This window comes from Streptomyces sp. NPDC058284 (assembly GCF_042881135.1).
GTDB lineage: Bacteria > Actinomycetota > Actinomycetes > Streptomycetales > Streptomycetaceae > Streptomyces.
This window is the reverse complement of the sequence record NZ_JBHVYE010000034.1, coordinates 24040-46268: the sequence shown is the minus strand read 5'-3', so window position 1 is coordinate 46268 and position 22229 is coordinate 24040. Positions and strand designations below refer to the sequence as shown.

17 protein-coding genes are annotated in these 22229 nt (G+C 71.2%); 8 read left to right on the top strand and 9 right to left on the bottom strand.

Annotated features, from left to right (window positions below; genetic code table 11):
• Positions 1-213 precede the first annotated feature (213 nt).
• From ACFVYR_RS33120 to ACFVYR_RS33110, 3 genes are all read left to right on the top strand, one after another.
• Positions 214-483, top strand: coding sequence for a type II toxin-antitoxin system Phd/YefM family antitoxin (locus ACFVYR_RS33120; RefSeq protein WP_384259273.1), 270 nt, complete (start codon positions 214-216; stop codon positions 481-483).
• Positions 473-931, top strand: coding sequence for a type II toxin-antitoxin system VapC family toxin (locus ACFVYR_RS33115; RefSeq protein ID WP_384259275.1), 459 nt, complete (start codon positions 473-475; stop codon positions 929-931). Before ACFVYR_RS33120 ends, ACFVYR_RS33115 begins: the two co-directional genes overlap by 11 nt.
• Positions 932-1228: 297 nt before the next feature.
• A complete protein-coding gene (locus ACFVYR_RS33110; protein ID WP_384259277.1) occupies positions 1229-3097 on the top strand; it encodes a TerD family protein in 1869 nt (622 codons plus the stop codon).
• A gap of 122 nt (positions 3098-3219) precedes the next feature.
• Here ACFVYR_RS33110 and ACFVYR_RS33105 read toward each other — a convergent pair whose 3' ends face one another.
• From ACFVYR_RS33105 to ACFVYR_RS33085, 5 genes are all read right to left on the bottom strand, one after another.
• Positions 3220-3780: a carboxymuconolactone decarboxylase family protein gene (locus tag ACFVYR_RS33105; protein ID WP_384259280.1), complete on the bottom strand. Its 561-nt coding sequence runs from the start codon at positions 3778-3780 to the stop codon at positions 3220-3222.
• A 140-nt stretch (positions 3781-3920) separates the two neighbouring features.
• Entirely contained in the window at positions 3921-4700 is a 780-nt protein-coding gene (locus ACFVYR_RS33100) for an alpha/beta fold hydrolase (RefSeq protein ID WP_384259282.1), read from the bottom strand.
• A gap of 56 nt (positions 4701-4756) precedes the next feature.
• Positions 4757-5197 (bottom strand): VOC family protein, encoded by a 441-nt coding sequence (locus tag ACFVYR_RS33095; protein ID WP_384259285.1) that lies wholly within the window; start codon positions 5195-5197, stop codon positions 4757-4759.
• Positions 5198-5729: 532 nt separating this feature from the next.
• Positions 5730-7652: an AMP-dependent synthetase/ligase gene (locus tag ACFVYR_RS33090; RefSeq protein WP_384259287.1), complete on the bottom strand. Its 1923-nt coding sequence runs from the start codon at positions 7650-7652 to the stop codon at positions 5730-5732.
• Positions 7653-7747: 95 nt separating this feature from the next.
• Entirely contained in the window at positions 7748-8407 is a 660-nt protein-coding gene (locus ACFVYR_RS33085) for a TetR/AcrR family transcriptional regulator (RefSeq protein ID WP_384259358.1), read from the bottom strand.
• 177 nt (positions 8408-8584) lie between these two features.
• On the opposite strand from ACFVYR_RS33085, the gene ACFVYR_RS33080 reads away from it, so the two are divergent.
• The 4 genes from ACFVYR_RS33080 (at position 8585) to ACFVYR_RS33065 (ending at position 15614) form a co-directional block, all read left to right on the top strand.
• Positions 8585-9055, top strand: coding sequence for an SCP2 sterol-binding domain-containing protein (locus ACFVYR_RS33080; RefSeq protein ID WP_384259290.1), 471 nt, complete (start codon positions 8585-8587; stop codon positions 9053-9055).
• A gap of 10 nt (positions 9056-9065) precedes the next feature.
• Positions 9066-10310 (top strand): acyl-CoA dehydrogenase family protein, encoded by a 1245-nt coding sequence (locus ACFVYR_RS33075; RefSeq protein ID WP_384259292.1) that lies wholly within the window; start codon positions 9066-9068, stop codon positions 10308-10310.
• Between the two features lie 92 nt (positions 10311-10402).
• Positions 10403-12286 carry a hypothetical protein gene (locus ACFVYR_RS33070; RefSeq protein WP_384259295.1) on the top strand — a complete coding sequence of 628 codons (1884 nt, stop codon included), beginning with the start codon at positions 10403-10405 and terminating at the stop codon, positions 12284-12286.
• Positions 12287-12395: 109 nt separating this feature from the next.
• A complete protein-coding gene (locus tag ACFVYR_RS33065) occupies positions 12396-15614 on the top strand; it encodes a glycoside hydrolase family 2 TIM barrel-domain containing protein (RefSeq protein ID WP_384259297.1) in 3219 nt (1072 codons plus the stop codon).
• A 151-nt stretch (positions 15615-15765) separates the two neighbouring features.
• On the opposite strand, the gene ACFVYR_RS33060 is transcribed toward ACFVYR_RS33065, so the two are convergent.
• Positions 15766-16113 carry a winged helix-turn-helix transcriptional regulator gene (locus ACFVYR_RS33060; RefSeq protein WP_384259299.1) on the bottom strand — a complete coding sequence of 116 codons (348 nt, stop codon included), beginning with the start codon at positions 16111-16113 and terminating at the stop codon, positions 15766-15768.
• A gap of 76 nt (positions 16114-16189) precedes the next feature.
• On the opposite strand from ACFVYR_RS33060, the gene ACFVYR_RS33055 reads away from it, so the two are divergent.
• Positions 16190-17080 (top strand): NAD(P)-dependent oxidoreductase, encoded by an 891-nt coding sequence (locus tag ACFVYR_RS33055; RefSeq protein WP_384259302.1) that lies wholly within the window; start codon positions 16190-16192, stop codon positions 17078-17080.
• 15 nt (positions 17081-17095) lie between these two features.
• On the opposite strand, the gene ACFVYR_RS33050 is transcribed toward ACFVYR_RS33055, so the two are convergent.
• The 3 genes from ACFVYR_RS33050 to ACFVYR_RS33040 form a co-directional block, all read right to left on the bottom strand.
• On the bottom strand, positions 17096-17962 hold the full coding sequence (locus ACFVYR_RS33050) for an ABC transporter permease (RefSeq protein WP_384259305.1): 867 nt from the start codon (positions 17960-17962) through the stop codon (positions 17096-17098).
• Positions 17959-20616 carry an alpha/beta fold hydrolase gene (locus tag ACFVYR_RS33045; protein ID WP_384259308.1) on the bottom strand — a complete coding sequence of 886 codons (2658 nt, stop codon included), beginning with the start codon at positions 20614-20616 and terminating at the stop codon, positions 17959-17961. The genes ACFVYR_RS33050 and ACFVYR_RS33045 overlap by 4 nt, the downstream gene beginning before the upstream one ends.
• A 144-nt stretch (positions 20617-20760) precedes the next feature.
• Positions 20761-22188, bottom strand: a complete 1428-nt coding sequence (locus tag ACFVYR_RS33040; protein WP_384259310.1) for an APC family permease — start codon at positions 22186-22188, stop codon at positions 20761-20763.
• Between the last annotated feature and the right edge of the window lie 41 nt (positions 22189-22229).

Below are 22229 nucleotides of genomic sequence, written 5' to 3'. Positions count from 1 at the left end.
AACAGCCTCTCACCTGCGGAAACGCGTGAGGGGCTCTTTCATGTCCGGATGCACATCGCTCCGACAGCAAGCGCCTTCGCCCGGCCGCGATCGCGGGACAGACAAAGCTCGCGCCGACAAACCCCGCGCCATGGCGACAACGGCCCTCGTCGGCGAACCACGGTCGAAACACGATGTAGCACCGGGTAGCACACCTCCGTTATCGTGGACAGCATGACAGCGCAGCCGGAGATCACTCAGCGCGATCTGCGCACCCGCTCCAAAGAGATCATGGATGCCGTCCAGGGAGGACAGGCGTTCACCGTCACACGCGACGGACACCTTCTCGGCGAGCTGATCCCGCTCCGCCGCCGTCGCCGCTTCGTTCCCCGTGCCGAGTTCGCGGCCATGTCACGCACCGCCCCTGACATTTCCACGGACGCCTTCCGCGACGACCAGGACGCCCTCGTCGAGCAGGAGTTGGACGACCCATATGCCCGTTGAGCACGAGCAGGGGCTGCTCGATACCAACATCATGATCCTGCGCAAGTGGATCGACACCGACGAGTTGCCCGCCGAGATGGCCATCAGTGCCATCACCCTCGCGGAACTCTCAGCGGGCCCCCATCAGGTACGCGGCAGCGACCAGCAGAGTGCCTATGACGAACATGCCGAGCGGGCGCGCCGCACGGACGTCCTGCAGCGCGCCGAGAACGAATTCGATCCGATCCCCTTCGACGTGGAGGCGGCCCGAATCTACGGCAGGATCTGCGCCGCCGTCGTCTCCGCAGGCCGCAAGCCCCGTCACCGGGTGGCCGACCTGATGATCGCCGCCACCGCAGCCGCCGAGGAGCTCCCCCTCTTCACCACCAACCCCGACGACTTCAAGGGCCTCGACGACTTGATCACCATCGTGCCCGTAACCAGGCCCGAGATCCCGCACGCCCGGTAGCACCGAACATGAGTGACCGCTCGGCCCGTGATGAGCCGAACAGTTCCCAGCCGATGAGCGCACGAAGTGACAGCAAGCGCCTTGACGGCTTTCGTTCGTGAACGGCCTGCCAGTACGCAAGTGAGCACATCGCTCAACCTCTGACACCTTCTAAGCGCTTGGCCGCAGGTTCGAGCCCTGCCGAGGTGTGGTCTCTTGCCGCCGGGCCGACCGCCGACGGCAGCTGGCCCCTCTCATATTGGGGTAAATGGTCATCCAGATTGAGGGAACGGTTGATTCCGCACCATCCTTACGGGCATGGCTGCCGCCCCTTCCCTTGCCCCCGAGCTCTCCGACTCGCGTGACTACGCCTTCGACTGGGCGCTCGTGGACGTGGAGACCTCAGGACTCATCGCCCGGCGGGACCGCGTGCTGTCGATCGCCGTGGTGACCATCGGGCGGGACGGCGCGCAGACCGGGGAGTTCTCGACGCTGCTCAACCCCGGGTGCGACCCCGGGCCCGTGCACGTCCACGGCCTGACCGCCGAGCGGCTGCGCGGGGCCCCGCCCTTCGAGCAGGTCGCGGGAGAGATCGGGGCTCTGCTGCGGGACCGGGTCCTGGTGGCCCACAACGCGCAGTTCGACTACGACTTCCTCGCCCACGAGTTCGCACGGGCCCGCGCCTACCTGCCGGTCACGCAGCGGCTGTGCACCCTCGCGCTCAACCGGCAGGTGGACCTGCCGGTTGAAGACATGAAACTGGGCACGCTGGCCACGCACTACGGCGTACCGCAGACCCAGGCGCACGACGCGCTGGACGACACCCGGGTGCTTGCCGGGATCTTCCGCGCCACGCTGCGGGAGGCGGCCCTGCTCGACCTGCCGCTGCCATTGGTGGCCTGCCCGCCGCGGCAGGACTCGCAGTTCTCGCCCAAGCCGCCGAAGACGCCCTGCGCGTACCGCAATCCGGGACGACTGCGGCCCGGCGGCCCGCTCCTCCAGGGCATGAAGATAGCCCTCACCGGGGAGACCGAGACCTCGCGCGCGGAGCTGGTGGCGCGGTCGGTCGCGGCCGGGCTGAACATGGTTTCCTCGGTCAGTCGGCACACCAGCGCGCTGGTCACCAACGACTCCTCGTCCGGGTCGGCCAAGGCCCGGCGGGCCACCGCCGAGGGCGTGCCGGTCATCGACGAGCCCGCCTTCCTCCAGTTGCTCGGCGACGTACAGACCGGGGCGCTCCACCAGACGCCCGCACCGGAGGCCGCCGCCCCGGCGCCGGAGGTGGCTGTCCCCGCGCCGGAGGCGGTTGTTCCGGCCCCCCGCCCGCCGGAGCCCGAAGCACCCAAGTCGGCGGACAAGCCGCTGGCCGGGCAGCGGGTGCTCGTCCTGGGCGGTACGCACGCCGACGCGGTCGCAGCCCGTACCCGCGTCGTCGATCTTGGCGGCTCCGCCGCCGTCAACCTCTCGTGCAGCGTCACCGACATCGTCGTCCTGGCCGGAGGCGAGTACGACCGCCGGCGGCGCAGGATCGCGGACCTGGGACTCCCCCTGCACGACGAACACTGGCTCAGCGACCCAACTGCCGACACGGATAGGCCAAATGGGGCAACAGGCGGCAAGGCGCCGACCACGGCGAGGCCGCCCGCTCCGCACGTACTGCCGCGCGGCGGTGTCATCGACATGCCCGCACCGCCGTCCGGAGCTCCCGCGTCCCCATGGCACATCACCGCGAGCTGGGCCCCACAGGGCCTCTCCGAGATCAACATCGTCGCGTTCGCGCTCGACGAGGACGATCAGGTCACCTTCGACGAGGACTTCGTGTTCTACGGCGCCCCGGAGAACCCCGCGGGCACGGTGCGACTCCTCACCGACGGCCCCGCCGAACAGGCCATCACCATCGACCTCGCTTCGCTCCCGCCCGCCTCACGCAAAGTCGTCATCGCGGCCGCCATCGACGGGGACGTGACCTTCGGCAACGTCGGTGCGATCCAGGTGGCTGCCGCGCCGGACGGCAGTGCCGCAGCACTGGCACAGGCCACCATGGACGCGGCCACCAGCGAACGCACCCTGCTCCTCGCCGAGATCTACCGCCGCGGCTCGGTCTGGCGCTTCCGCGCCGTCGGACAGGGCTACGACCACGGGCTCGGTGAACTCGCACGAATGTACGGCGTCGATATCGACGACTGACTAGTCCGGTGACTCGCTCAATACGATCTCCGTTGCCTGCGCGAGGAGTTCCGCACGGAGTACGTCGGCCCTGCCCCGGCGGGCGAAGCGGTCCTGACAGGCACGGGCAACTTGGTGCTCGGTCATGCCTTCGGGAATCGGGTGGCCCAGGTTTCCTCCTCCAGGAGGAGCCCGTTGGCCAGGTAGCTGATGGTTCGGTACCAGCCGATCAGTACGAGGAGTTCGATCAGCTGAGCGTCCGCGTAGTGAACGCTCAGGGCGTCCCAGGCGGTCTGTGAGAGCTGGGTCGTGTCGTGCAGTTCGTCGACTGCGTCGATCAGTGCCGCATGGTGCGGCGGCCATGCGGCACTGGTTGACGTATCGGTTTCGGTGGTCGCCCGTAGCTGTTCCGGGCCAAGTCCGGCCTGCTGGGCGAGAGTCGCGGCGTGCACGCCCCATTCGTAGGCACAGTCGGCACGCGCGGTCACGCGGGCGATGACGATCTCGCGGTCGATGGCGGGGAGGAGTCCATGGCCCAGCAGCCCGGCGCCCAGGGAGAACATTCGTGAGGCTAGTTCCGGGTTGCGGTGGAGTACTCGGAACAGTGCGAGTGGCTCGTACGGCACGTCAGGGGGCATCCACCGGCGAAGCGCCTGGTCGATGGAGGCGGGATAGGGCGGGTTGAGCGGTTCGATGCGCGGCATGCGGCACCTCCTGCTTCGGTTTCCGAATCAGTGTGACGCTTCGAATACCGAAGCACAAGGGGTGGGCGCGGAAGCCGGAGCGCCGCCTGCTCGCCCTGCAGGCGGAGGGCTACCACCTCACCCAACGGGCCGCCCCAGCGCTATTGCAGGCTGGGGTCCGAGAGTGCCGCCGCGGTGGCGCGGGCGAAGCCTTCCGGGTTGTCCAGCATGATGTTGTGGCCGCAGTCCGGGACCGGGACCACGGCCACCCCGGCTTCGCTGAGCGCATCGGTGCCCGGGAGCGGGCCGTCGGCCTCGGGCAGCAAGTAGGTGCGGGGGACCTTCAGGTCCAGCAGAAGCTCACGCATGGTGGGGGTGGTGCCGCGGGTGAGGTGCACCGCGCTGCGGTGCAGGGCTTCCCGGCCCGCCAGGCGCATCGTGGACCACCAGTGGGAACCGGCCCGGTCTCGCACCTCTTCCCAGCCGCCCGCCAGGAACTCCTCCTCGGAGTACGCGGCGATGCCGCTGCTGCCCACGGCGCCGGGTACGGGCGGGAGCGGGTCGAGGTTGGCGTCGACCAGGACCAGGCGGGAGACCAGCCCCGGGTGCCGGGCTGCCAGGACGATGGCCACCGAGCCACCCATGCTGTGCGCGATCAGCTCGGCGCCCGTGACACCCGCGCTGGTCAGGGCCGCAGCGAGGGCGTCGGCGTGGGACTCCAGGGTGTAGTCGAAGTCCGTCGGCCGGTCGCTGATGCCGTGACCGAGCAAGTCGATCAGCAGCGAACGGCGTCCGCCGAGCAGAGGGTGAACCGCAACCTCCGCGAAGTAGGCCGGCGACGTGGCGCCCAGCCCGTGGACGTAGACGCGGGACGGCTCCTGTCCCGGCAGCTCGGCCCAGCGGATCTGGCCGCCCTCGGGCGTCACGGCGGCGTTGCGCACAGTCTGCTCCCTGCACTCCGGATCGACGAGGGGGACGAGAGTGCCACCGTATCTTCTCAGTGCAGTTGCTCGGCCAGACCGATGATGATGCCCTCCGGGCCGCGGACGTAGCAGAGCAGGTAGCTGTCCTCGAAGCGGGCGATCTCGCCGAGGAGTTCGGCGCCGTGCGGGATCAGGCGGGTGACGGTGGCCTTGATGTCGTCGACGGCGAACATGACGCGGTGCGTGCCCAGGATGTTGTGCGGCTTGTTGCGCGGGCCTGCGCCGGTCGCCCGGGGGCTGCGGTACTTCGCCAGTTCCAGCCTGCTGTGGCCGTCCGGGGTCCGGACCATCGCGATGTCGCAGCGGACACCGTCGAGTCCCGTGCACTGGTCGGCCACGAGGCCCTCGACCTGCGTCCTGCCCTCCAGCTCCATACCGAGTTCCACGAAGAACGCGACGGCGGCGTCCAGGTCCTCGACGACGATGCCGACATTGTCCATCCGCTGAATCGCCATGATGGCTTCTCCTTCTTCCTGGCGCGTTTTTGCCGCAGTTTTGCACCCTTTTGCGCCTGCTTGCGCCTGCTTGCGCCTGCTTGCGCGGCCGATCTTGGCCGCTGTTGCCCCTGGGACGGAGCCAGTGTGGCGTTCTCGACATCCGCGGGATGCCGAACCTCGTATAGCGGTTCGGGCAGGGGAGGGGCAGGGGCAGAGGGCTCCGGTCGCCTGACGGGCCCGGCAGAGTGCGCCGCGCCTCGCCCCGGCCGGGAACTTCGCGTCCCGCCCGGTAGTTGACCAGGTGAAGCCGGTGGCGCCACCGGCTTCACCACCGGGCCCCCCCCCCCCGCCCCCCCCCCCGCCCCCCCCCCCCCCCCACCCCCCCCCCCCCCCCGCCCCGCGGGGGGCGGGGGCCGCGGGGGGGGGGGGCGGCGGGGGGTGGGGTTTGGGGGGGGGGGTGGTTTTTGGGGGGGGGGGGGGGGGGGGCCCCCCCCCCCCCCCCCCACCGCCCACCCCGCCCGCCCCCTCCTACCAGCCCCACCCCTCACCCTCACTCCCCGTAAAGCGCCTCGATCTCGGCCGCGTAAGCGGCGTTCACCGCATGCCGTTTGATCTTCAGGGACGGGGTGAGCAGGCCGTTGTCCTCGGTGAACTCGCCGCCGACGATCGCGAACCTGCGGATCGACTCGGCCCTGGACACCGCCGAGTTGGCGTGGTCCACGGCCTTCTGGACCGCTGCCGTCATCTCCGGGTCGCGGGCGAGGTCCGCGAGCGGCGTGCCCTTGGGGCGTCCGCGTACGGCGAGCCAGTGGTCGACGGCCTCGGGGTCGAGGGTGACCAGCGCGGCGACGTACGAACGGTTGTCCCCCACGACGATGCACTGGCCGACCGGCGCCCGGCTGCGCAGCCGGTCCTCCAGGACGGCGGGCGAGACGTTCTTGCCGCCGGACGTGACGATGATGTCCTTCTTGCGGCCGGTGATGGTGAGGTAGCCGTCGGCGTCGAGCGCGCCGAGATCACCGGTGGCGAACCAGTCGTCGGTGAGGGCGGCGTCCGTCGCGGCCGGGTTGTTCCAGTACGAGTTGAAGACGATGCCGCCCTTGATCAGTACCTCCCCGTCGTCCGCGATGCGCACGGCCGTGCCGGGTATGGGCAGTCCGACGGTGCCGGGGCGCGGCCGGAGCGGCGGGGTGATGGTGGCGGCGGCCGAGGTCTCCGTCAGGCCGTACCCCTCGTAGATGATGATTCCGGCGGCGTAGAAGAAGAGGTTGAGGTCGCGGTCCAGGGGCGAGCCGCCGCTGATCGCGTAGCGCATGCGGCCGCCGACCTCCTTGCGGATGCGGCGGTAGACGAGCAGTTCGTACAGCGCCCAGCCGGCGCGGAGGCCGAGGGAGGGGCCCGGGCCTCTGCTGTCCAGGAACTTGTTGAGGTAGGCCTCCCCGAAGCGCACCGCTACGCGTTCCGCGCGGTCGAAGGAGGCGCCGCGGCCGATCTTCTCCGCGGTCGCCCGGCCGGTGTCGTGGATCTTCTCGAAGAGGTACGGGACGCCGACGACGAACGTCGGCCTGAACGCGCGGAGTTCCGGGCGGAGTTCGTCGGGCTTGATGCTCGGGCAGTGGCCGAGTTCTATGCGGGCGAGCATGCAGGCGATCTGGATGGTGCGGCCCATGATGTGGGCGAGCGGCAGGAAGAGGAGCGTGGCGGCGGTCTGCCCGGTGATCTCCTTGAAGATGGGGTGCAGGAGTTCGACGGTGTTGGCGGCCTCCGCGTGGAGGTTGCCGTGGGTGAGGACGCAGCCTTTGGGGCGGCCCGTGGTGCCGGAGGTGTAGCAGATGGTAGCGAGTGAGTTCGGGGAGAGCGCGGCCCTGCGTTTGGTCACCTCCTCTTCGGACACCTCTCTTCCCAACGCCGCCAGTTCGGCCATGGCGCCTCCGTCGAGGTGGCGTACGCGCGGCGGGGCGGCGTGGCCGGCCACGGCTTCCTCCGCCGTCGCCGCGTTCTCGGCGCTCTCCGCGATGAGCAGGCGGGCGCCGGAGTCCCGGACGATCCACTCGATCTGCTCGGCCGACGAGGTGGCGTAGACGGGCACGGTCTGGCCGCCCGCCACCCAGATCGCGAAGTCGAGGACCGCCCACTCGTAGCGGGTGCGTGACATCAGCGCGACCCGGCCGCCGGGTTCGAGGCCGTCCGCGATCAGTCCCTTGGCGATCTCGGTGACCTCGCGCGCGAAGGCGGCGGCGGTGACGGGCAGCCACCGGCCGCCCTCTTTGCGGCGCAGCACCACGGCGTCGGGGGCTTCGGCGGCGTTGGTGAAGGGAATGTCGGCGGTGCTTCCGGTGGTGGCCCGGGGGACGAGCGGGGCGGTGCGGACCTCGCGCACGGCGCCGTGTTCGTCCCTGATGAGTTCGGTCTCGGCGCGGTCGGCGAGGCCGCCGCGGCGTCGCGCCCTTCTCAGATCCTTGCGTACGCCCATGACGGCTCCCCGGCTTCGCTTCCCGTTCCCAGCTGATGTGCAGGCGATCGGCGCGTACTTACTCGGGGGTCAACTTACCGACACGTAAGGAAAATTCAATGGGGCGGACAGGAAGAGTCGGTATCCTCGCCGCCGCCCGGCGCGTGCCTCCAGGCCTCGCCCTCCAGGACCCGGCCCATGCCCACCCACACCATGTTCATGAGGCGCAGGGTCACGCCCTCCGGAGACTGGCCGGGGTGGCCCGCCATCCAGTCCGTCAGCGAATCCGCCGCACCCACCAGAGCGTGCGCCACGAAGTCCGCGTCATCGTCACGGAGTTTGGCGTCGGGGCCGCTCTCCGCGATGCCCGCCCGCACCAGCCCCGCCACCTCCGCCATCACCGCGCGCCGCGCCCCGGCGACCGCCGCCGCGATCGTCTCGCTCAGCTCCGAGGCCTGGCGGTGCAGCACCACCCAGCTGTCGCGGTGCTCGGCGACGAAGGTGAAGAACGCCAGCAGCCCGTTGTGCAGGCGGAGTTCGGGCGCCGCGCCGCTCGCCGCCGCCGCGCCCTGGAACGCGCCGACCAAACGGTCCGCCTCGCGGCGCAGGCAGGCGAGGAAGAGGCCCTCCTTGGATTCGAGGTAGAGGTAGACCATCGGCTTGGAGATTCCGGCGAGTTCGGCGATCTCGTCCACCGAGGCGCCGTGGTAGCCGCGCTTGGCGAAGACGCGCACCGCCACGTCGACGATCTGCCGCTCGCGCTCGCGGCGCGGCACCCGGCGCCTGCGCGGTGCCGGAACTCCCTGCGCCCCGGGCGCCCCCGGCGCTCCCGGCACCTCCGGCGTCCCCGACGGCTCGGGCGCCCCCTCCGAGTTGCCACCCACCCTTGTCAGCCTCCCGGCTCCGACTTACCTTACTCTTTAGTAAGTTTACCGCAGAGTAAGGAGCTTGCCGTGGCGGACGACATCAGCAGGATCGCCGACCTCGACTTCGCCAGTGTCACGCCCGAGGAGTTCGCCCGGCTCGTGAAGGGGCTCTCCGGCAAGGAGATCGCGGAGATCGCCCGCGACGGCGCGCTGCGCACCCGCGTCCTCAACGAGGTCTTCGGGCGTATGGAGCGGCAGTTCAAGCCGGACGCGGCGGGCTCGCTGAAGGCCCTCATACGCTGGAAGATCACGGGCAGCGGTGACAACGAGGACGCGGTGTACGAGACGGAGATCGCCGACGGCACCTGCGTCGTGCGCGAGGGCCGCTCGGACGCCGAGCCGCGGGTCACGCTCATCATGGCCGACCCCGAGTTCCTCAAGCTCGTCTCCGGGAACGCCAGCCCCGTCACGCTCTTCATGCTGCGCAAGGTCAGGATCGCGGGCGATGTGGCCCTCGCGGCCGGGCTCACCCGGTACTTCGACATCCCCAAGGCCTGAGGAGCCCGCCATGGCCTTCTCCCTCGAACCGACCGAGGAACAGCGGGACCTGCGCGCGTGGGTGCACGGCTTCGCGGCCGGTGTGGTGCGGCCCGCCGCCGCCGAGTGGGACGAGCGCGAGGAGACCCCGTGGCCCGTCATCCAGGAGGCGGCGAGGATCGGGCTCTACGGCTTCGAGTCGCTGGCCGATCTCTTCGGGGACCCCTCCGGGCTCTCCCTCCAGATCGCCAACGAGGAGCTGTTCTGGGGTGACGCGGGGATCGGGATGGCGCTCTTCGGCACGTCGCTCGCGGTCGCCGGGATCTTCTCCGCGGGCACGCCGGACCAGCTGGCCGAGTGGGTGCCGCAGTGCTTCGGGGACGTGGACGCGCCCGAGGTCGCGGCGTTCTGCGTCTCCGAGCCCCAGGCCGGTTCCGACGTGTCCGCCCTGCGGACGCGCGCGACGTACGACGCGGCGCGCGACGAGTGGACGCTGACCGGCCAGAAGGCGTGGATCACCAACGGCGGTATCGCGAACGTCCACGTCGTCGTGGCGTCCGTCGACTCCTCGCTGGGCGCGCGGGGCCAGGCGGCGTTCGTCGTGCCGCCGGGGACGCGCGGGCTCGAAGGGGGCCGCAAGATCCGGAAGCTGGGGCTTCGCGCCTCGCACACCGCGGATGTGTTCCTGGACGACGTGCGGGTGCCGGGGCACTGCCTGCTGGGCGGCAAGGAGCGGCTCGACGCGCGGCTGGCGCGAGCGCGGGAGGGTGGTCGCGGCCGAGAGGGCGGTCACGGCCGAGAGGGGCAGGGGCGGGGGCAGGCCGCCATGGCCACGTTCGAGGTCAGCAGGCCCACGGTGGGCGCGCAGGCACTCGGGATCGCACGGGCCGCGTACGAGTACGCCCTGGAGTACGCGGGCGAGCGCGTCGCCTTCGGGCGGCCCGTCATCGAGAACCAGTCCATCGCGTTCGCCCTCGCCGACCTGCGGACCGAGATCGAGGCGGTGCGGCTGCTGATCTGGCAGGCCGCGTGGATGGCTCGCACCGACAAGATCTTCGACGCGGCCCAGGGCTCGATGTCCAAGCTGCGCGCCGGTGAACTGGCGGTGGCGGCGAGTGAGAAGGCGGTACAGGTGCTCGGCGGCGCGGGGTACAGCCGGGAGCATCCGGTGGAGCGGATGTACCGGGACGCGAAGATCTACACGATCTTCGAGGGGACCAGCGAGATCCAGCGGCTCGTGATCGCGCGGGCGATCTCGGGGCGGCACATCCGCTAGCCGCGGGGGCCGCTGCCCCTCGCGCCGGGGGGCTGCTCCCCTTTTGACCCAAGGCTCTCAAGGCCTCATTGACCTGCGCCGATGTAGGGGTAATGACGACCTCTGCGTACTCCTCCGTCCGTGGTACCGAAGCCGTCGCCGGGGCCTCTCCGGGAGCGGCCGACGGAAGATTCGGCCGATGGCGGGCGCACGCGCGCCTCGCCGCCTGTCTGCTGCCCGCTCTCGTCATCGCCTTCGCCGGGTTCCAGCGGCGGTGGATGTCCGACGACGGGTACATCTACGTACGCACCGTCCGCCAGGTCCTCGCGGGGAACGGGCCCGTCTTCAACCCCGGGGAACGCGCCGAATCGTCCACCGGCACGCTGTGGCAGTGGCTGCTCGTGGTGGGTGGGGCGCCGGGGTTCGATGTGGCGACGGTGGCGATGTACGGGGGGCTGCTGCTGACCGCCGCCGGGTTCGCGCTCGCCGGGGCGGGGGCCCTGCGGGTGTGGGGCGGGGGCGGATTCGTGGCGCCGTACCGGGGCGGTTTCGCAGTGCCGAGCCGAGGCGGTTCCGTGGCGCCGTGCGAGGGCGGTTTCGTCGCGCCGTGCGGGGCGCTCGTGCTGCTCGCGCTGCCGCCCGTCTGGGACTTCGCGACGTCCGGCCTGGAGACGGGGCTCGCGACCTGCTGGATCGCCGGGGCCTGGCTCGCGCTGCTGGCACGCCCGCGCTCCCTGCCGACCTGCGCGCTGCTCGGCCTCGGTCCGCTCGTCCGGCCCGACCTCGCGCTGGTGTCGGTGGTCTTCCTCGCCGCGCAGTGGGCGACGGCCCGCCCTTCGTGGCGCCGGGTGCTCGCGGGGGCCGGGGTCGCGGGCGCGCTGCCCGTCGCGTACGAGATCTTCCGCATGGGCTACTACGGGCATCTGGTGCCGCTGCCCGGCGTCACCAAGGAGGCGTCGCGGAGCCTGTGGGAACGGGGATTCGACTACCTCGGGGACTTCACGGAGCCGTACGCGCTGTGGCTGCCGCTCCTTGCGATCGCCGTCTGTGCCGTGGCCCGCGGACTGGCCCCCGTCCTGGCCCCCGCCCAAGCCCCCGCCCCGGCCTCCGCCGCCAACCGGACCGGAATGAACGTTCCGCCACCCGCTCCCCCGCGTGCCCCCACACTCCCCGCCGCACTCCCCGCCGCGCTCGCTCCCGTGCTCGCGGGGCTGTTGTGCTGGGTGTACGTCATCAAGGTGGGCGGCGACTTCATGCACGGGCGGATGTTCCTGCCGGGGCTGCTCCTGATGCTGCTGCCCGTCTTCCTCGTACCCGTCACCCGTGTGTGGGGCATCGTCGCCGTCGGGGTCGGCGTGTGGGCCGTGGTGTGCGCGAGCGCGCTGCGGATTCCGTACGAGGGGAGGATCGGTCCTGCCGGGGTCGCGGACGAACGAGGCGTGTACGTACGCCAGAACGCCGCCCCGCACCCCCTCCACCACCGCTTCGCAGGCTCCCCCGGCAACGCCAACTACCTGCGCTCGGTGCGCGAGGCCGCCCGCTCCGGCGAGCCCACCCTCCTGATCGCCTGGGCGCCGATCCGCGCCAACGCCCCGTCCGTCACCGGCGTCTACAACACCCTCGGCCTCAACGGCACCGCCGTCCCGCTGGACGGTGCCGCGCTCGACCCGATCGGCCTCGCCTATCCGCTGGCCGCCCACTCCGAGCCCTTCCGGGGGCGGGTCGGCCACGACAAGCGGCTGCCCGACGAGTGGATCGTGGCCGACCGTGGTACGCGTCGGGGCGCCGTGGACCGGGGGCTCGACCCCGCCCGGGTCGGGGCCGCGCGCCGGGCGCTGCGCTGCGGTCCGCTCGCGGAGCTGCGGGCGGCCACGCACGCGCCGATGACGGCGGGGCGTTTCTGGCGGAATCTGACGGGGGCCGTGGAGCGCACGTCGTTCCGCTTTCCCAACGATCCGGTGCTGGCGGAGAGGAAGTTGTGCGGGCCGCGGGGGTGAGGGGACGGCTGCGGAGGGGACCGGTTCCCGGCGCGTACGGGGCTCTTGCGCCCTGAGCGGTCGAGTTGGATGCTGACGGTTCTTGTTGCCTTACGTTCGGAGTTGCCGCATGAGCCGTCCGAGCCGCCGTCCGAGCCGCCGGTCCTTCCTCGTCACCGGCACCGCGCTTGCCGGGTGGGCCGCCTTCGCCGCCCAGAAGCAGGCCTTCGCAGCGGGTGGCGGCGGCCACCGCGGGGCGAAGACCCCCGAGTGGAACGCCGACCCCAGCGTCTTCCAGGTCAACAGAGAACCGGCCCGCACCCGGCTCGTCCCGTACGCCTCCGCCGCCGACGCCCTGCGCGGCGACTTCACCAAGTCGCCCTACTACCGCTCGCTGAACGGGCGTTGGGCCTTCCACTGGGCCCGCAACCCGGAGCGGCGGCCGGTCGGATTCGAGGCCGACGCGTACGACGTGAGCGGCTGGGACCGGATACCCGTGCCCTCCAACTGGGAGATCGAGGGGTATCCGGAGCCGATCTACCTCAACATCAGGTATCCGTGGGAGGGGTACGAGAAGCCCGACTTCCCCGATGTCCCCAAGGACTTCAACCCCGTCGGGTCCTACCGCCGCACCTTCACCGTGCCGCGCGGCTGGCGCGGGCGCCGCACGCTGATCTCCTTCCAGGGCGTGAAGTCGGCCTTTTTCGTCTGGGTCAACGGCGAGAAGGTCGGCTACAGCGAGGACAGCTACACGCCGGCGGAGTTCGACATCACCGATCGCCTCCGGCCGGGCGGGAACACCCTCGCCGTGGAGGTCTACCGGTGGTCCGACGGCAGCTGGCTGGAGGACCAGGACATGATCGACCTGTCCGGGATCTTCCGCGACGTGTACGTGTACTCGGTGCCCGAGGTGCACATCCATGACCTCGGGGTACGGACCGACCTCGACGGGGCGTACCGGGACGCGGTCCTGTCCGTGACGACGGTCGTACGCGACCGGGGCGGTGACCGAGGCGGCGACCGGGGCGGCAAGGGCGGGTCGGGGCGGCTCCGGATCGAGGCCGTGCTGCACGACGCGAAGGGGCGGCCGGTGCCCGGCGCGAAGCTGACCGGTGAGCCCGGACCCGGCGAGCCGCTCACCCTCAGGACCACCGTCAAGAGCCCCGCCCTCTGGTCCGCCGAGCAGCCCAGCCTCTACACCCTCGTGGTCACCCTGCGGGACGGCTCGGGGAAGACGGTGGACGTCCACCGGACGCGGGTCGGCTTCCGTCAAGTGGAGTACGGCTCAGGCAAGTTCACCGTCAACGGCAAGTCCGTGATGTTCCGCGGCACCAACCGCCACGAGTCCCACCCCGACCACGGGCAGGCCGTCCCGGAGCCGGTGATGCTCCAGGACGTCCTGCTGATGAAGCGGCACAACATCAACGCCGTACGCACCTCGCACTACCCGAACCATCCGCGCTGGCTCGAACTCTGCGACGAGTACGGCCTGTACGTCATCGACGAGACGAACCTGGAGACGCACGGCGTGCGCGACCGGCTGCCCGCGTCGCTGCCCGAGTGGACCGACGCCTGCGTGGACCGGATCCGGACCATGGTCGAGCGCGACAAGAACCACCCGTGCGTCGTCGTCTGGTCGCTCGGCAACGAGGCGGGGCAGGGCGACAACTTCAAGGCCATGGCGGACTGGGTGCACGCCCGCGACGACTCGCGGCCCGTGCACTACGAGGGCATGAACGCCGTCGCCGACCTGCACAGCGAGATGTACACGAAGCCGGCCGACGTCGAGAGGTACGGCAGGTCGGGCGATCCCAAGCCGTTCATGCTGTGCGAGTACACGCACGCGATGGGCAACAGCAACGGCAACCTCTCCGAGTACTGGGAGATCTTCGAGAAGTACCCGAACCTGCACGGCGGCTTCGTCTGGGACTGGGTCGACCAGAACATCCGGCGGCCCGTCCCCGGCGACCGGCGCCACTCCTACCTGTCGTACGGCGGCGACTGGGTGCCCGGATACCCCACGGACTCCAACTTCAGCTGCAACGGCCTCGTCGCGTCGACGCGCGAAGTCCACCCGGGGCTGATGGAGATCAAGAAGGTCTACCAGCCGGTGTCCTGCACGCCGGACGACCTCGGATCCGGCTCGGGCTCCGTGCGCCTGCGAAACAAGCAGCTGTTCAGCGGTCTGGACGCGTACGAGCTGCGGTGGAGCGTCACCCGGGACGGCGAGGAGATCCAGCACGGGACGCTGGCGGCGCCGGACGTGGCGCCCGGCGCATCGGGCACCGTACGCATCCCGTACGAGAAGCCCGCGCGCCTCGCGCCCGGCGCCGAGTACTGGCTGAACCTGGCCTTCGTCCTCCGCGAGAAGAACGACTGGGCCGGGGCCGGGCACACCGTCGCGGCCGAACAGCTCGCACTCGACTGGCACACCCCGGCACCGGCCGACCCCTCACCCGGCTCGCTCCCCCGCCTCGAACTGACGGAGAACCAGAAGGAAGTGCGGGTCACGGGCCGGGATGTCGAGGTCGTCCTGTCCAAGGCGACCGGGACGCTCTCCTCGTACAGGGTGAAGGGGCGGCTGCTGCTCGCCGGGGGCCCCGTGCCCAACTTCTGGCGCGGGCCCACGGACAACGACATCGGCCGCAAGTACCACGAGCAGGCCGCGACCTGGCGGGACGCGGGCGCCAAGGCGCACATCACCGGCATCGAGGCCGCTCAGCCCTCGCCGGGTGAGGTCACCATCGAGGTGAGCGCCACGCTGCCGACCGCACCGAAGTCCTCCGACTGGAACACCGTGTTCACGGTGCGCGGCGACGGCGGGATACGGGTCCGGCACACCCTGAAGGCGGCTGCCGGGCTCCCCGACATCCCGCTGGTGGGCGCGCTGCTGACCGTGCCCGCCGGGTTCGAGCGGCTCGACTGGTACGGGCGCGGGCCGCACGAGAACTACCAGGACCGCAAGTCCGCCGCGTTCGTGGGGCGCTACCGCTCCACCGTGGACGAGCAGGTCGCCCCGTACGTACGGCCGCAGCAGACCGGCAACATGACCGACGTCCGCCGCGTCACGCTGGCCGCCCGGTCCGGCGACGGCCTGTCGGTACTGGCCGACCCCGCGGACGACGAGCCGTTCCTTGAGGTCAGCGCCCTGCACCACACCCCGTTCGACCTGGACGGACCGCGCCACCCGCACGAGGTGAAGCGGCGCGAGGAGACGATCCTCGGGGTCAATCACCGCCAGATGGGCGTGGGCGGCAACGACTCGTGGGGGGCGCCGCCACTGGAGCGGTATCTGTTGCACGCGGGGCGTACGTATACGTACGCGTATCGGCTGCGGGCGGCGCAGTAGGGCGTTCGTCTGTGCGGTTACGCGGCGGTCAGCTCGCACCATACGTATGCGTCCGGTCCTGGACCCTGGGCGGGCGCCGTCGCGGCGGGCGGTTCCGGCGGTCCGGGGCCGCCGTCCCACACCCCGATACGGGCCGCACAGCTCGCCGCCGTCACAGCGCTTCGTGGTGCGCGCTCCGATCGCCGAGGAGGTGTTCCCTGCCCCAGGCGCCCAGGGGGCCCAAGGCCTCATTCAGGGAGACGCCGAGCGGCGTCAGGGCGTACGTGACGCGGCGTACCGCCCCCTCGAACGCCTCCTCCCGGCGGATGATGCGATCGGCCTCCAACTCCCGCAGGTGCGAGGCGAGAACCTTCTCGGTGACGCCGGGGACGCCACGCCTGAGCTCACCGAACCGGCAGGGCCCTTCCCCCAGCGCCCACAGGATGAGCACCTTCCACTTGCCGCCGACCACGTCGATCGCCGCGTCGATGCCGCACACGTAAGCGTCCCGCCTGGTCATCCACTCACCTTAAGGTAACCACCCACAAAAGAGTGCGTACTTGATCATGGTCTGGGCGTACACGAGCCTGATCTGCATGGACACGCACAGCACTTCCAAGACTCCCATCACACTCCTCGGCCTCGGCGACATGGGCACCGCGCTCGCCCGCGCCTGGCTGGCCGCGGGACACCCACTGACCGTCTGGAACCGCACCCCGGAAAGGGCCGAACCACTGGCAGGAGAGGGTGCCCGGACGGTGACCACCCCGGCCGATGCGGTCGCTTCGGCAACCGGTCCCGTCGTCCTCTGCCTGCTGGACGACGCCTCCGTGGGCGAGGTCCTGGACGGCACCGACCTGAACGGCAAGGACGTGGTCAACTTGACCACGAACACCCCCGCCCAGGCCCAGGAGCGCGCCCGCTGGGCCGAGGAGCGCGGCGCTCGTTTCCTGGACGGCGGGATCATGGCCATCCCTCCGATGATCGGCCGGCCGGAGACCGGCGGCTACATCTTCTACAGCGGCGACCACGCGCTGTTCGAACGCCACCGCGAGGCACTGTCGGCTCCCGCCGGTGTGAAGTTCGTCGGCGAGGACGCCGGCCACGCGGCGCTGCATGACATCGCCTTGCTCAGCGCGATGACCGGCATGTTCGCAGGCATCACCCACGCCTTCGCCTTGGTGGGCCCCGAGAAGGAACTCGACCGGATCCGGTTCGCCACACTGCTCGCGGAATGGCTCGGCGCCATGTCCGGAGCCGCCCACGGCATGGCCGCCCAGCTGGAAAGCGGCGACTACACCGAGGGTGTCACTTCCAACCTCGCCATGATGGCGGCGGCCAACGGCACACTCCTGGCCACGGCGCAGGACCAGTCGGTCGATCCTCGGCTTCTCACCCCCTATATGGAGCTGATGCGCCGCAGGGTTGCCCAGGGCCACGGCGACGAGGGCCTGGCGGGCACCGTCGGCCTGCTCAGCAGCGAGTGACCACCGGCACCACCCTCAACTCACCACGTCCTTCCGGGCGAACCCCCTGAACGCCAGCGCGAACAGCACCATCGCGTACGTCACCGAGACCGCCGAGCCCTGGATCATGCCGTTCCACTCCGGTTGGGGCTGGATCGCGTCGGCCCAGGCGAACTGCCAGTGCGCGGGGAGGAAGTCGCGCCAGTGACCCAGCGCCGTCACCGCGTCGAGGACGTTGCCGACGATCGTCAGGCCCACCGCGCCGCCGACCGCGCCGAGTGGCGCGTCCGTCTTCGTGGAGAGCCAGAACGCCAGGCCACCGGTGACCAGTTGGGAGACGAAGATGAACGCGACGACGATCAGCAGGCGCTGGGCCGCCGTGGCCGGCGGGAGCTCGCCGCCGGTCGGGATCTCCAGGGGACCCCAGCCGTACGCCACCGTGCCGATGACGAGGGCGACCAGCGGCAGCAGGACCATCGCCGCGGCACTCAGGCCGAGGGCGACGGCCAGCTTGGACCAGAGCAGCCGGGCCCTCGGCACGGGCGCCGCGAGCAGGTAGCGCAGCGAGGACCAGCTCGCCTCCGAGGCGACGGTGTCCCCGAAGAAGAGTGCGACGGGGATGACGAGCAGGAAGCCCGCCGAGACGAACAGGCAGGTAGCGGCGTAGTTCGCGCCGGACGCCGTGGCCGTGTCCATCAGCGTCACGTTGCCGTTGCGGGAGCCCGGCGAGCCGCCCGCGACGGCGAACGCGATGACGAGGACGACCGGCAGGAGCGCCATGATGGCGCCCATCACCAGCGTGCGGCGCCGCTTCAGCTGGCGGACGGCCTCGACGCGCAGGGGCAGGGTGCGCCCCGCGCGGTAGCCGGGCGCGGTCGGGCGCTCCAGGGTGGGGGCGCTCATGCGGTGCCTCCGATCAGGGTCAGGAACGCGTCTTCGAGGCGGCGGTGCGGCCCCATGGACTCCACCGGCACGTCGAGCCGTACCAGTTCGGGCAGCAGGCGTACGGCGCTCGCCTGCTCCGTGCCGTCCAGGCGGATCAGCAGGCCGTCGTCCGCGCGGACCGCCGACGCGACGCCGGGCAGCGCGGCGATCTTCTCCACGAGAGGATCCGGGATGTCGGACGCCAGGCCGACGAGGAGGGTGTCTCCGGAGCCGACGATCTCGGCCACCGGGCCCGCCTGGACGAGCCTGCCGCGGTCCATGACGACCAGGTGCGTGCAGGACTGCTCGACCTCGGCGAGGAGGTGGCTGGAGACGATGACGGTGCGGCCGCCGCGCGCGTAACGGATCATCACCTCACGCATCTCGCGGATCTGCGGCGGGTCGAGGCCGTTGGTCGGCTCGTCGAGGATCAGCAGGTCCGGCAGGCCGAGCATGGCCTGGGCGATGGCGAGGCGCTGCCGCATGCCCTGCGAGTACGTCCGTACGGCGCGGGCCAGCGCGTCGCCGAGCCCGGCGATCTCAAGGGCCTCCTCCAGGTGGGCGTCCTCGGCGGGGCGGCCGGTCGCCTTCCAGTACAGCTCCAGGTTCTCGCGGCCGGAGAGGTGCGGCAGGAAGCCCGCGCCCTCGACGAACGCGCCGACCCGGGAGAGGACCGGAGCGCCGGGACGGATCGCCTGGCCGAAGACGCGGATCTCGCCCGCGTCCGGCCTGATCAGGCCCATGAGCATGCGCAGGGTGGTCGTCTTGCCCGCGCCGTTCGGCCCCAGGAGACCGAGGACCTGGCCCTTCTCGACGGTGAAGGAGACGTCGCGGACGGCGTACCGGTCGGCGGACTTGGCGTACCGCTTGGTCAAGTCCGTGATGCGGAGCGGCACTTCGGCGAGGTCCGGGTCGGGCGCGGGCGCCGTGGTGCGGCGGCGCGCGGTGACGAGCAGGCCGAGGGCGAGCGCGGCGCCGGCGGCCGGCAGCCACCACACCCAGGAGGGCAGCGGCGCGGCAGCGGTCTCCACACCGGGCGCCGTCGGCACCTTCAGATCGCCCCTGAGGGAGACGGTGTACTTGGCGGGCGCGGCCGGTGACGCGTAGCCGAGGTCGGTGGAGGCGACGGCCAGGCGCAGGCTGTGGCCCTTCTGGACCTTGTGGTCGACGGCGGGCATCCGCAGTTCGACGTCCTTGCCCTGCTTCGCGCCCGTCACCCGTACGGGAGAGACCAGTTGTGAGGGCAGCACCTGCTGCTTGCCGCCGGGCCCGACGTCGTACACCTTGGCGAACAGCACCGCTTCGCCTGTGGTGGACTTCACGCGCGCGCGGACCGTCGGGGATCCGGTGATCCGCAGGTCCTTGCCGAGCGGCGCCGAGTCGAATTTCGCGTGCTGGCCGGGGAAGTCCACGGAGACGCCGACGCCGAGCGAGGCGAACTGGGAGAGGCGCCCGCCGCCGACGCCGGGGAGCCCGGAGATGGCGGGCGGGTTGGCGCCCGCCGGGTTGTCGAAGCTCTGCTCGCGCCCGCGCAGCCGCACCGTGCGCGGATCGCTCTCCAGACCCGGGTACACGTCACCGCTCGCGCCGCGCTTGCGGGCCGCGCCGTCGGTGGAGTCGAGGCCGCCGGTACGGGTGATCCGGAACGCCGGGCCGGTGTCGGCGTTCTTGTCGTCCTTGAGGTAGCGGTCGAACCAGTCGTTGACGCGCCCTTCCACGCGGCTCTTCTCCCGGTCGCCGCCGTCGTGACCGCCCGCGATCCAGTCGACGGAGACGGGCGCGTGGTTCGCGCGGATGCCCTTGGCGATGGCGTCGCCCTGGGTGAGTGGGAAGAGCGAGTCGGTCTGGCCCTGGGCGAGGTATGTCGGCACCTTGATGCGGTCGGCGACGGCGACGGGACTGCGCTCGGTGAGCATCCTGCGCGCCGCCGCGTCCGGCTTCCCGGCCTCGGCGACCCGCTCGTACATGTCGCACAGCTTCTTCTCGAACCGGTCGCAGCCGCCACCGGTGTTGACGAAGAGGCCGGCCCACAACTTCTTGAAGACGCCGTCGGGGAACAGCGCGTCCGCGAGGTTCCAGTAGGTGATCTGCGGGGCGATCGCGTCCACCCGCCGGTCGTACCCGGCGGTGAGCAGCGACACCGCGCCCGCGTACGAGGCGCCGGTCATGCCCACGCGCGGGTCGCCCTTCTTGTCGAGCCGCACTTCTGGGCGGGCGGCGAGCCAGTCGATCAGCTTGCGGACGTCGGCGACCTCGCCCTTGGGGTCGTTGAGCCCGATCTTGCCGGTGGACCTGCCGAAGCTGCGGGCGGACCAGGTCAGTACGGCGTACCCGTCCTTGGCCAGGTCCTCCGCCTGCTTGCGCACGTCGTCCTTGCTGCCGCCGAAGCCGTGGCCTATGAGGACGGCGGGGCGCTTGGTGTTCCGGTCGCCCGCCGTGAAGTACGAGGTGTCGATGCGGGCGCCGCCGGTGTCGATCACACGGTCCGCGCGGTGCACGGCCGGGGCGTCGTCCGAGGCCGCCGCCGACCAGGTGCCCACGCCGGCGAGCACCACGACGGCGGCCGCGGCGGCGGTCAGCCTGCGCGGACCGCGCGGCACGGGAAACCTTGGCCTGGGCAGTCGTAGATCCATGCCGTCAAAGGTACGGGCGCGCTCCGGCAACCGGGGCAGCCGCCGGTCTGAACCCGCCCGCCTTCCCGGGGAGTAGACTCCGCGGCCCGCGTACCGCGCCGGTGGTACGCGGGCGGCCGGCCGGGCCGCGTGCGCGGGTGCGGCTCAGGCCCCGTCCGCCCCCTCGGACGGCACGGTCACCAGCCACCGCGTCGCCCGCCGCGGGCGCAGGTAGAACGCCCAGTACAGCGTCGCCGCCACCACGATGCCGCCGGTCCACACCAGGTACGCCGGCTCCTGCCGGCTCAGCACGTACGCGAGGACCGCGATCAGCACCACCGGCACCGCGGGCCACAGCGGCATCCGCCATGCCGACCCGTGCCCGTGCGAGCCGCGTCGCCCGAGCAGCGCGGCGACCGCCACGAGGAGGTACATGCCGGTCACGGAGACGCCGGTCACGCCGTACAGCGTGTCCAGGTTGACGAAGCACAGGAGCGCGCCGGGGACGCCGACGAGGAGCGTGGCCACCCAGGGCGCGCCGGACGCGCCGAGCTTCGCCAGACCCTTGTTCACCGGCGAGGGCCACGCCTTGTCGCGGGCCGAGGCGAACAGGACGCGGGAGTTCTGGATGACCATGACGATGCCCGCGTTGATGATCGCGAGGGCGACGCAGAGGCTGACGAACGTGCCGACCGCCGAGTTGGACCAGCCCGTCACCATGGCGCTGATGTCGCCCTCGCTGAGGGCGGTGAGGCTGTCGGCGCCCATGGTGATCGCGACGACGGGGACCAGGATGATCACGGTGGAGATGGCGAGCGTGGCGAGGACCGTGCGGGCGACGTTGCGGCGCGGGTTCTCCAGTTCCTCGGAGAGGTAGACGGCCGTGGAGAAGCCCTGGGTGACGAAGAGGGCGATGGCGAGGCCGGAGACGATCAGCATGGCGGTGACCGTGTCGACGCCGCCCGGTCCGCTGCCCGCCACCGAGAGGTCGGTGAGGCTGCCCGCGCCCCGCTCGGCGTGCGTGAAGCCGAGGACGGCCACCACTCCTGCCGCGATGACCTCAAGGACGAGGAAGACGCCGGTGATCCACGCGTTGGCGCGCAGGTCGAGCAGGCCCGCGAGGGTGGCGAGGATCATGACGCCCGCGCCCGCGTAGGACGGGTCGAGGTGGATGACCGGGGCCAGGTAGTCGGCCGTGCCCATGGCGATCACGGGCGGCACGATCATCACGACGAGCAGGGACAGGACGAAGACGAGCCAGCCTGCCAGGCGCCCCGCCATCGTCGAGACCATCGCGTACTCACCGCCCGCGCTCGGGATGAGGGTGCCGAGCTCCGAGTAGCAGAAGGCGACGCCGACGCAGATCAGTGAGCCGATGGCGATGGTGAGGGCGGTCGCCGTGCCGAGCGAGGAGAAGAGGTCGGGGACGACGACGAAGAGCGTGGAGGCGGGCGTCACGCACGACAGCGTGAGGAGGGTGCCGCCGACGACGCCGATGGAGCGCTTGAGCTTCTGGGGGTCCCCCGGGACGGCCACCGGCGCCGGGGGCACCTCGGTGACGGCGGTCTTGAGCGGGCGAAGCGTATCCGTCATGGAGCGCGGTTCCGATCGACTCGTGCGGCAGGAGTACGGCG